The organism is Natronincola ferrireducens (assembly GCF_900100845.1).
Classification (GTDB): domain Bacteria; phylum Bacillota; class Clostridia; order Peptostreptococcales; family Natronincolaceae; genus Natronincola_B; species Natronincola_B ferrireducens.
The window spans coordinates 159,616-171,750 of sequence record NZ_FNFP01000001.1 but is presented as its reverse complement, the minus strand read 5'-3'; the positions used below and the strand labels follow the sequence as shown (position 1 = coordinate 171,750).

Below are 12,135 nucleotides of genomic sequence, written 5' to 3'. Positions count from 1 at the left end.
AAATAAGTAAAGTGCCTCGGAATACATGATTTTTTATCTTTTTAACTTTATTGTAAATTTATATTTATCTCCTCTAAAGTAACTCTTCCTATAATGTATTTGCTTTCCATTCCCTAAAAATAGCTTTGATTTTACTAATAAAAGTGGCGCATCCTTGGGAACTTGTAATTTTTCTGCTGTTTTTTCTATAGCTTTAACAGATTCAATGGTCTCCAGCGAATGATCAATATCTAAACCTAAATGATTTTCATAATAATCCATCATGGAGCCTTCTGCAAAGCCTTCATCCATGTTACCTACTATTTCTCTAGGGATAAAAAGCATTTCATAAGAAAAGGGAACATCATCCACAGATCTAATCCTTTTTATAGAGATTACATCATCCTTTTCATTTATGGAAAGTCTATTTGCTATACTACTGGAGGCAGTAGTAATAGCAAAGCCAATAACCTTGTTTTTTAAAATTTTCCCCAAGCTTTCCATATCCTCTGAAAAACTTGTATATTTATTTTCTTTATATATAACATTCCTATCCTTTACGAAGGTTCCCTTGCCAGAAAGACGGTATAGATATCCTTCATTGACTAAATTGCCAATGGCTTGTCTAACGGTATACCTACTTACACCAAAAAGTTCCGTTAACTCTCTTTCGGAGGGTATTACTTTATCAACCCTCAGTTGTTCATTTTCTATTTGTGATTTAATCCAATCTTCTATTTGGTAATAGATAGGTATTACTGAATTTCTGTTTATCATAATATATCACCGCTAGATTCAAATTTTTTAAAAAATACTTAAACAAACCAACTTTTTTAAGATAATGATAATGTTGATTCTACCATATAATCCACTATTATTGAAGTATTTTTACCAAAAATTTTTTCGCTATTCTATATACTAACCCTTTTTATTTTTTCTACTTTTATTTTATTGTATATATCCTGAAACTCTTTTATATTAATAGCTCCTGTTTCTTCATTCATTGCATTAAGTGTTCCACAGGTGCTACCTATTTTTAATATCTCTTCATAGGAATGCTTATTTTCAATGCCCTTTCCCATTCCTGCCACCATTGCATCCCCTGAGCCTACAGGATTTTTTAGTTTAATCTGAGGAACAGTAACTTTGTATACCTCATTATCGCACAATGCAATGCATCCTTCTTTACCTAGGGATACCACTATGATCTGAATATTATAAACCCTCAATTCCTCCATGACATTAATTAGTTTTTCTAAGCTATCTATTTTTTTGCCATAAAATCCTTCCAGTTCTGAAATATTAGGTTTAATTAAATAAGGGGATGCCTCTATTGCCTTATGAAGATATATACCACTGGTGTCTAACAAAAATTTAATTCCTCTTTCATTGCTTATTTTAATTAATTTTGTATAATATGAACTACTCAAGCCTTTAGGTATACTACCAGATGCAGTTACTACTTGGATGGGATATTTATCTAAATTATCTTTTAGTGTTTCAATAAAATTAGTTTCTTCTTTTTCAGTGATAAAGGGTCCAGATTCTAATATTTCAGTCTGTTGCTGCTGTGAAACAATGGCGATGCAATTCCTTGTCTCTCCTGCTATATCAACAAATCTTAAATCCACCTTTCTTTTTTTAAGCTCATTTTTAATAAATTCCCCACTACTACCTCCTAAAAACCCTGTGGCCATCACATTACAGTTTAAATTCCGTAGTACCTTAGTAACATTTATTCCCTTACCACCAGCTGTTTTAATATATTTATCACATCGATTCACATTATCCAGTTTCAATTCATTTACATAATAGGATATATCAATGGCTGGATTTAAAGTAATGGTCAGTATCATCTCGACTATGCCCTATTGTTGCTATTACACAACAATATTTTTTCCTTTACTATTTTTTTTACAGCTTCCTTAGCTGATAGAAAATATTTTCTTGGATCATTTTCACTAGGATGGTTTATTAAGTGCTGCCTTAGGGCGTTGCTAAAGGAAATTTTTAGTTCTGTAGCAATATTTACCTTGCATATTCCCAATTCTATAGTCCTTTTAATATTTTCATTAGGAATTCCCGATGCACCATGTAATACCAAAGGAATGCTAACCAGCTCTTTTATTTGCTTCAATCTTTCATAATCTAATTTAGGTTCAGATTTATATAACCCATGTGCTGTACCTATTGCTATAGCTAAGGAATCTATGCCAGTTCTTTCTGCAAATTCTTTAGCGGCATCTGGATCTGTATATTTAGCCCTATCTTCATTAACCTCTAGGTCATCCTCTATACCCCCAAGCACCCCCAGCTCTGCCTCAACAGTACCGCCGACTTTATGGGTATAGCTTACAACTTCTTTGACAATTTTTATATTTTCTTCAAAGCTATAATGGGAGGCATCAATCATTACAGATCGGCAGCCTAAGTCTACGGAAGTTTTAATATCCTCAAAGCTTGTATGATGATCTAAATGAAGGGTTAGGGGAACACTAGTAGTTCCAGCTATCGTCTCTACTATTGCATGTATATTTTTTCTCCCATTAAAAGTAAAGGTTCCCGGGGTAGCTGCCAATATAACTGGACTTTTTAATTCTTCTGCAGTTTCTGCTACTGCCATGGCAGTTTCTAAATTATGTATATTAAAGGCAGGTACTGCATACCCTTTATTTTGTGCGTCAATTAAAATCTCCATCGTCGAAATAAACATATCTTTTCATCTCCATCTATTGATAAATTTCTTCAAAAATTCTACTTAACTCCTGAAGATCTGTATTTCCCTCCATAGGCCCTTTTTTTGTAACTGCCTTTGCACCAGCTATTGAAGCTAATTTCACTGCCTTCTCAACTGTTATGCCTTGGTTAATACAGCCTACAAATGTTCCAGCAAAACAATCTCCTGCTCCTGTAGGGTCTACTTCCTCTACTGGATAGGCTTCTATATTGACTGTGTTCTGTGGTGTGTATAAGGTAGTTCCTCTGCTGCCTCGTTTAACTATTACAGCTTCTGCATTATTTTCTAACAACCCCTTTGCACTGACTGCCTCCTCTTCTATTTCTGTTAAATAAAATAGTTCGCTTTCTCCAGCAAGTACAATATGAGCCTTTTCTAATATATGAACCAATAACTTTCTTTTTTCATCATTATCGATAATCTCTTTTCTAACATTAGGATCAAAGGTTATCTTGGCACCATATTTTAATGCTAATTCCATCCCTTTAAGAATGGCCCTTGATGTACCTTCATTATAAATAGCAGAACCCATAATATGAAAATATCTACAATCCTTAAAATCTTCTTCCTTTAAAAAATCTTCATCTATTTCACCACAGGCGGCGTTTCCTATATGAAATAAAAAATCACGATCTCCATCTTCTTTATAGGTGACAAAAGCCACACCTGTAGCCCTATCCTTTGATATTTTGATAGATGAAATATCAACACCATCCTTGGTCAAACGTTCTATGTTTATTCTTCCAAATCCATCTTCTCCAACAGCTGATATAATCATAGCCTTGCTACCACATTTTGCTGCTTGATCTATAAAAATAGCTGGAGCACCACTTGGAAATGGACCAATAAATTCTCCTGTTTCATGAAAATTTTGTCCTATGGACTTTGCCATCACCTCAACCAGCACTTCACCAATGGTAATTATTTCAGCCATATTATCAACTCCAATTTACAATTTATTTTTTGCCAAGTATACTTTCCTTATTTCTAACATCAATGAATACAGCTATAATAATGATTAAACCCTTTACAATCTGTTGATAAAAATATGCCATACCAACTAAGTTCATTCCATTGTTAATAACACCCATAATAACTGCTCCTATGAAAGTTCCTAGTACAGTTCCATATCCCCCAGACAGACTGGTACCTCCTAAAACCGCTGACGCAATAGCATCTAGCTCATATCCAGATGCAGTATTGGGTTGTGCTGAATAAAGTCTAGACGCCATTAAAATACCACTAACGGCAGCGGCTAGCCCTGAAATCATAAATATTTTAACTTGTAATTTTTTCGTATCTACACCTACATATTCAGCTGCTACTTTATTACCACCTACCATTTTAGCCTGTCTTCCAAATTTAGTTCTAGATAAAACTATATGAAAGACAATCAAAATAAATATCATGACAATAACTGCATTGGGAATTGCGCCTAAAAATCTATTGTTTCCTATTTTCAATATAACTGAATCAGTAATAGGTATTGGTCTAGAATCGGTTAATGCATATCCAATTCCTCTAAAGATACCCATGGTGGCCACAGTTACAATAAAACTTGGAATTTTAAGCTTTGCACTGACCACTCCATTAAACAGCCCCGCCAGAATCCCCACCCCAAGGGTGAAAATGATGGCAATAAAGGGATGTACTCCGGTTGACAAGGCTATCCCCAGTATGACACTAGATAGGGCTAAAGTGGACCCCACCGATAGGTCTATTTCACCAATCATCAATACAAAAGTCATACCAAAGGCCAAAATAGCAATAATTGAAACCTGATTAAAAATGGTTAAAATATTATTTGTTCTTAAAAAATGAGGACTTAGAAAAGAAAATAATATAACTAATCCCACCAGTGCTAACAAAACACCACCATAGCTTTTAAAATATCTATTATTCATTATTTTTTTTAGCTGCATTTTACCTATTCACCTCTTCCAGCAATATATGTCATGATCTCTTCTTGCGTAGTATTTTTAGGGTCTAATTCCGTAACAATTTGACGTTTATTTATAACCAATAATCTATCAGATACATTCAAAATTTCAGGTAGCTCAGAGGATATCATAATGATCCCTACACCCTTTTGAGCCAGCTCAATCATTAGTTTGTAAATTTCATATTTAGCACTGACATCTATTCCCCTAGTGGGTTCATCTAAAATAAGAATTTCCGGTTCAATTTCAAACCATTTCGAAATAACCACTTTCTGCTGATTGCCACCACTTAATTTATTAATTGTCTGATGGATGCTAGGGGTTTTAACCTTAAGATCTGCAACATGTTCCTTTGCAATTTTGGCTTCTCTTTTATCTTCAATTAATTTAAATTTATTTAGAATTTTATCTATATTAGCCATAGTAGCATTCTCAGCAACGCTAGCCGTCAAAATAAGTCCTTCTCTTTTTCTATCCTCGGTTACAAAGGCAATTTTATGTTGAATAGCAGAAAAGGGGTCTTTTATCTCCACCTTTTTATCATGAATAAACATTTCTCCCCTGTCCTTCTTTAATATGCCAAAAATCCCCTGTGCAATCTCCGTTCTTCCTGAACCCATCAAGCCATATAATCCCAATATTTCTCCTGGCCTAACATATAGATTGATATCATGAAAATAATTTTCCTTATTATAGCCCCTTACCTCTAACAGCTTTTCATCCCTTAAATATTTAAAATCTTTAACAGGATATATATTATCCATAGTTCTACCCACCATCATTTTGATAAGCTCTTCAGAGGATGTGTCTGCAGTTTTAACCGTTCCAATATATTTTCCATCCCTTAATACACTTACATCGTTGGTTATTCTAAAGATTTCCTCCATCCTGTGGGATATATATATTATAGAAACTCCTTCCTGCTGCAGCTTCTCTATTATTTCAAATAGTGTTTCTGTTTCCTTCTTACTTAAAGCAGAGGTGGGCTCGTCCATGATGACAATTTTAGGCTTCAAGGATAGGGCCTTAACGATTTCAACCATTTGCTGACTAGAAACCGACAACTCCTCCACCATCTTGGTGGGATCAATGTCTACATTAAATTCTTCAAATAGTTCCCTTGTTCTGCTTATAATTTCATCATCTTTTATTAAACCCCACCTTGTTGGTTCCTGTAGTGCAAAGATATTTTCTGCCACTGTCAAATTTTGACATAGACTAAGCTCTTGATAAATAATACTAATACCTAATTCCTTAGCCCGCATTACATCTTTTATCTCCACCTTTTCTCCATAAAGAAAAATTTCTCCATCATCTGGTTGGTAAGAGCCTGACAATATCTTCATCAATGTAGATTTACCAGCACCATTTTCTCCTAAAAGCGCCAAAACCTTTCCCCTTTCAAGCTTTAAGTTTACATCATCAAGTGCAACAACACCTGGAAAAACCTTTCTAATTCCCTTCATCTCAAGAACAGTATTCAAGGTATCACACTCATTTCCATCAATAAATTTTTGTTTTTATAAAAGTCAGTATTATTTATGATTCATTTATATTGTAAATGAAATATTAAAAATTTGAAGAAATACCTATTAGGTATTTCTTCAATTTGTGTCATTGTTATAAACCTATATTTACTTTTCCATTTATAACCTCTACATCTACAAAGCCTCTTCCATGGACATAAAGTCCTGGTGTTACAGGCACTTCTTTTTCTACCGCTTCACCCCTTACTAGGCTTACAGCATTTCTTACACCCTCAGCACCCATTAGGTCTGGGTATTGAACAACAACTGCTTGGAAGGCGTTGTCAGCATCTGTAGAGTTTCTAGCTTCTTCTAGTCCGTCAAAACCTACTACAATTGTATCGCTATTTCTTTCTCCTATAACAGTAGTAGCTGCAATGGCCATATCATCACCAAAGCCAAAAATACCCCTAAGTCCTGGATTACTTGTTAACATATCTTCAGAAGCAGATACAGCCTCTTCTCTTGTTCTACCTGGTAATTCAATAACGATGTTTAGATCTTCATATGTATCAGCAATTTCTTTAAATCCATCAATACGATCTCTAACTGATTGAACTTCTGGGTAAGTAATTAATCCTACATCTCCGGCTTTTTCTAAGAATTGAGCCATCGCTTCAGCTGCAATCATTCCACCTGCATAGTTATCAGTAGCAATATGAGAATCTACTTCAACACCATTTGCTTTAATATCCACTGTAACAACAGGAATATTTGCTTCCTTAGCCTTCATAATAGCTCCCATAACACCATCAGAATCAACTGGCACAAGTATAATAGCATCTACACCCTTGTTAATAAAATCCTCTATAGCTGAAATTTGTCGATTTAAATCTTGATCCGCAATAGCGATATCAATTTCTACACCTAACCCTGCCGCCTCAGCCTCCATAGCCTCTTTAATAGCAACCTGGAATGGATGTGATTGTGTCAAAAGTGAAGCGCCAATTCGTATGGTATCGTTTTCTGTAGAAGCATCTTGAGGTGCATCTCCTGAACAGCCTGTCAACAACCCCATTACCAGTATGACAATAATTAATAAACTCATTCCCCTTTTCATAAAAACCCTCCTCATATTTATTAAAAACTTTATTACAAACTTATTATACATTATATTGGTACAGTTGTCCATACCAGTTAAATTATTTTTGTATTTTTCCCATTTTTCATCAAATTATGACAACATGCTTAAGTATGAATCTTTTTATATAAACTGTTCATGCCGAGTGCTCTTTGTCTTTTCCAACTTTCTGAAACCGTTGTGTTTTATACCATGTTATTTCTCGCCTTAAAATCATACTCTTTATTTCTAAATAGACTGCATTCATAACTAACAGTAACCAGATTTGGGAATAAGTAAAATACATGAGTAAAACCGTAAAAAAGTTTTTGAAAGTCAACTGATTATTTTCTATACTTATTGCCAGTAATGCTTCTGTAACAAATAAGAGAAAGCCTAGTACTAATAACACATAGGAAACAAGACCAATAGTTAGGTTTAAATCCACAAATAAACTAGTAATGAGGATACCATGTGAGATGAGAATTCCCCCTATAAACAAAAAATATGTTAACATAAAATATAGTAAATCAATAAATACCTTTTTATGTTGTAATTTATGAAAACCTAAAATATATTTTGTAATTACATATAGGTTCCCACAAGCCCATCTAGTTCTTTGTTTCCACCATACCCTCCATAATTCTGGCTCTTGCTCCCAAGTAACTGCCAATGGAAAAAATCGGATATAATAGCCCAAATTATAGACCCTAATGCTTAATTCTGTATCTTCCGATAGAGCGTTTTCGTCCCAGCCTCCTAGCTCCTCTAAAATGCTTCTTCTTATTGCAAAATTCGTACCTGGAATAGTACATAGTTTAAACCAATACCATCTTCCAGCTTGAGCTAACCACTGGAAAGTAATGGTTTCTATATTAATTAGTCTTGTTAGCAAATTTTTATCTGCATTAATCACTCGGAACTTTCCAACAGAAACACCAGCACCACTGTCTTTTTGTAGAACAAGGATTAAATTTCGAACAGCATCTGGCTCAGGTGTATTGTCGGCATCATACACAACAATAATCTCCCCTATGGAATGCTTCAATCCTTCATTTAATGCAGTAGATTTACCCTTACCTACAAACGGAGGTATAGTGTTAACTACTTTTATATATAGGTATCGACTAGCATAGGACTCTGCTATCATACCTGTTAAATCTGTGGAATGATCATTTATTATGATAATCTCTAGCTTATCTTTAGGATAATTCAGGTTTATCATTGATTTTATTGTCTCTTCAATCACAAGCTCTTCATTATGGGCAGGAATTAGAATGCTAACCATAGGCTGTGGAGGAATATCATTAATCCACGACTCCCCTATTGATAGATTGTTTAGGGACAGCAGAAATCCCCCCTGCATTAGGAATATATGATAGAACAGCATGGTCCAAATACTAAATAAAGATATATATAGCAATGTATCGGCCAATCTATTCCCCCTCCATCTTCTTATTTATTGCGGTTTTGAGATATAAAAATACTAAATATAAAAATTATAACAGCCGATGAACCTATGCCTGCTATGCCCCACATGACTGTTTTTATTACAACTTTGATATGATAGGCTAGGTAATCTCTAGAAGTTAAAAATAGACCAACACGGTTAATATTTACAAATAGCTGGCCATTCTTGCTTATAATTTCAACATTTTCAGCATTTACTCGATTATTTATTTCTCTTAAATCAATCCATGATATATTAGGTATTTTTTCAATTTCTTCGATTAATTCTATAAATAACTCTACGCCTAAATAGGGATGATAAAAACCTCCCACCATTCCATCTCTAACAAACTGATAATCCTGGGCAAGGCTCAGCATTTTTTCTATTGATTGAGGGTTATCGGGGTCAACATAACCTATTGTTTCAGGAATCAGTGTCATTCCATGCAAAAATGTCGGTTTCGTCATGTAGGGTACTGTTGTCATAATACGCCAATCATCATCACTTATCTGAAGTTGACCTACATAGGTAGAAAAATATTCTGAAATCACCTCATATCCATGCTGGGACATGGTATAATGAGGGGCTTCAAAGGCAAGGGGATACAATCCATAGTTAGCTAATTCTTGAATTCCTCTTGTAATTCTTGTTTCTATATAATTTCTTTCAAATGCTTTCTGTTGGCTAAGGTAATCTTCATACTCTTCTTCACTACTAAAATCTTCTCTCGTCTTAACAACTACTTCATCATCCTGCCCATGATAAATAGGCATGTTGTACTCAACATCCCAAAATTCAAACCCCTCACCTGTTTCGCTCAACCTGAATTGATGGGTATATCCGTGTAATACTATGCTACCGCCATTTCTTTGCATATATTTCAGGACCCTCAATAGTTTAGGAGAGTCTGAAAAATGATACCGCCTCCCTGTCTCGGGATTGGTATACACGGGAATCACCGTAATCATATACGGAATATTTTTTTCCTTTAAAATTTTTGCTATATCCATCATTTTTTCAGGATCTACTAAGGGGTGAATATCCTCTAAACGGATATATGCTGGATTTTGCACCTGGCCTTCCTCTTGGAAAACCTCATAAAGCACTTCTGCAAAAGCAATAGAAAAAGGTGATTTAATATAGTGGGAGGCTAGATAGTAGTTCTTGCCATGCTGAACAAAAACAGGATATTCATTATTTTTGTTCTTCCCTAATAGCAGCACCCTAGCCTTCTGATTATCTACTAGAGCTATATTAAATATAATCTGGGGTATAAAGGAAAGTTGTTTATTAGGATTATCCCCTAAAGTAATTTGATGGATGATTGCCTTATCCGTAAGCAAATCTAGAAAGGAAAAACGATTCCCTATTTGCTCCACATTATATCCTATAACTACCATGACCCCTGTATAATCCCCAACTATTTCTAAAAAAGTCTGAGGTAGAACCTCCCTTTGCTGGCCATAATAAAAAAGGTGTGTCACTTCCTCTAAATCATTTTTCACTACCTGTGAACTAGCCTTAAAGACTATGTTATCTGTAAAACCACCTAATAACATATCAAGTATACGCTGATGTTCATCAATTTCATCGTTTCTAGATGAAAATACAACTAAAATATTTGGGGTTTCTTTTACCAACCCTCTATGGGCTTTCACACTAGTACTAGTTGAAAATAGACTAATTAGAAGAATTCCAGCGATTGTAATCGTGATCATAAAACCTAGTTTCTCTTTACATACCCCCACCTGAAATCCTCCATTCTAACATCAATTGTTTTTCAATAATAAATATAATATCTATACTATTAAGGATGAATTAAAACTATGTCATAAGTACACGTTCTAAATTAATAATTTTTGTTTGATGTTATTTGGATAATAAAAAAGACCATCCTACTAACATAAGCTAATAGGATTGTCTTTTTATTTTTTACATAATATGTTGTTTTGTTATTGCCCCTATGTTTAATCCCTAATATCTTCAGGTGTTTTTTTCAGAAAAATCTGCTTTAGCACATCCTCTGTTGGTGTTCCTAGTGGTGAAAAACCTATACTATTGGAATCATATTCATCCACATCAACCATCCACCAATACACCCCTTCACTCATCAACCTCCAAACACTATAGGTTGCCTCGTAGTAATTGGCTTGTGCTTGCCAATCAAGCCTTCCACCAGGCATACTCCATATGTAAGGCTTCCGATAGGCCCCTGCTACTGGAATTACGCCAACTTCTGTTATGACAACTGATTGATTATTAAGTATATCTTTAATTTGTGACATCCATTCTTCCCACGCTTCTTTAAGGTCCTCTATACCTGCATCATCTGGAGCATCTAGAGGAAAGTAAGCATCAATCCCTACATGATCCAGCATAGGAACAAATTCAAGCAAAGGAATTTCCCGAAAAGAATCCCAATTAAATGAGTAAATTAATTTTCCTTGATAAACTTCTCTTATTTCTAAAATTAGTCTTAGCCATTCATCGCTATATTTATTATGCTGAAGTGAATTAAGCTCAGTACCAATATTGAATATCTCCACATTTGTCTTTTGTGCTAGCTCTGCATAGGGAAGTAATAATGCGCGGTAGCTGTCAAACCATACCTGGGGATTTTGAGGCATAATGGTGCCCCTCCAATGACCTGAGGCCATGATAGTTTTTTCATCTAAAATAGGTCGCAACATCACGCTTAAATCCTCAGCATGGGCTAATAGAATAAGTTCTTTTAAGGCTTCTATATCAGGTGTTATTATAGGGTCGATCATTACCTGATCAGCTTGCCAATCCGACTGAACAAAGGGGTATACAATGGCCACGCTATTTATCCCTAGATTTCGCAAACGTTTAAATAATTTTGTAGCATTGGACATATTTGGTTGATCATAAACAAGTAGATTAATACCCGCTTGAAATTCACCCCGTTGATATTTACGGTCTACTACATCCTCTCCTTCATCCTTGTACTGGGAACCAATAGGTTTTTCCATGGATGCAGTTGAATCCGTTAAATCAATTGGATCTTTGTTAGATTCATCCCCTTGGTTGAAATCTATTGTCTGTAGCTTATCTAATATAAAATAAAACATGAATACAATACAGATACTCAATATACTTATGAGAATATTCCTTGACAATAATATCACTCCATTCAACCGTCTATAAATTTACACACATAACAATCTTAGTAAGGAAAACCATCTCCCCCACTATAGCTTAACAGTTTGTTATTTAATTTGTTCTAATATGTATTCTCAATAGAGGTTATATAGAACCCTTCTAAGTTTAATGATTTGTGTGTATTTATAAAGATTAAGTCCTATTACTTTTCTCTGGAATCCCTCTATCCTATAAAGTTTCTTTTTCCCTAAAAGCAAATGGGGCTGTAACAAAGCTTTAGGCTTTGTTACAGCCCCTTAGTTTTACAACCTATATTTTCT

10 protein-coding genes are annotated in these 12,135 nt (G+C 34.6%); all 10 read right to left on the bottom strand.

All coding sequences use genetic code 11. The features are described from left to right. Window positions 1-33 precede the first annotated feature (33 nt). Window positions 34-756, bottom strand: a complete 723-nt coding sequence (locus BLS22_RS00750; protein WP_090548897.1) for a GntR family transcriptional regulator — start codon at window positions 754-756, stop codon at window positions 34-36. A 134-nt stretch (window positions 757-890) separates the two neighbouring features. After that, window positions 891-1,835, bottom strand: coding sequence for a 1-phosphofructokinase (pfkB, locus tag BLS22_RS00745; RefSeq protein WP_090548894.1), 945 nt, complete (start codon window positions 1,833-1,835; stop codon window positions 891-893). Between the two features lie 5 nt (window positions 1,836-1,840). Next, the gene (gene gatY, locus BLS22_RS00740) at window positions 1,841-2,692 is read right to left on the bottom strand and encodes a tagatose-bisphosphate aldolase subunit GatY (protein ID WP_090548890.1); all 852 of its coding nucleotides are present in this window, start codon (window positions 2,690-2,692) and stop codon (window positions 1,841-1,843) included. 16 nt (window positions 2,693-2,708) lie between these two features. Then, the gene (locus tag BLS22_RS00735) at window positions 2,709-3,650 is read right to left on the bottom strand and encodes a sugar kinase (protein WP_090548886.1); all 942 of its coding nucleotides are present in this window, start codon (window positions 3,648-3,650) and stop codon (window positions 2,709-2,711) included. 22 nt (window positions 3,651-3,672) lie between these two features. Then, window positions 3,673-4,638 (bottom strand): ABC transporter permease, encoded by a 966-nt coding sequence (locus tag BLS22_RS00730; RefSeq protein WP_090548880.1) that lies wholly within the window; start codon window positions 4,636-4,638, stop codon window positions 3,673-3,675. A 5-nt stretch (window positions 4,639-4,643) separates the two neighbouring features. Then, entirely contained in the window at window positions 4,644-6,140 is a 1,497-nt protein-coding gene (locus BLS22_RS00725) for a sugar ABC transporter ATP-binding protein (protein WP_244269425.1), read from the bottom strand. A gap of 136 nt (window positions 6,141-6,276) precedes the next feature. Next, complete coding sequence (locus BLS22_RS00720) at window positions 6,277-7,242, bottom strand: substrate-binding domain-containing protein (protein WP_090548877.1); 966 nt, start codon at window positions 7,240-7,242, stop codon at window positions 6,277-6,279. Window positions 7,243-7,399: 157 nt separating this feature from the next. Beyond that, window positions 7,400-8,677, bottom strand: a complete 1,278-nt coding sequence (locus BLS22_RS00715; protein ID WP_090548874.1) for a glycosyltransferase family 2 protein — start codon at window positions 8,675-8,677, stop codon at window positions 7,400-7,402. A gap of 20 nt (window positions 8,678-8,697) precedes the next feature. Then, a complete protein-coding gene (locus BLS22_RS00710; RefSeq protein WP_090548871.1) occupies window positions 8,698-10,440 on the bottom strand; it encodes a DUF2334 domain-containing protein in 1,743 nt (580 codons plus the stop codon). 219 nt (window positions 10,441-10,659) lie between these two features. Beyond that, the gene (locus tag BLS22_RS00705) at window positions 10,660-11,832 is read right to left on the bottom strand and encodes a glycoside hydrolase family 113 (RefSeq protein ID WP_090548867.1); all 1,173 of its coding nucleotides are present in this window, start codon (window positions 11,830-11,832) and stop codon (window positions 10,660-10,662) included. Window positions 11,833-12,135 lie beyond the last annotated feature (303 nt).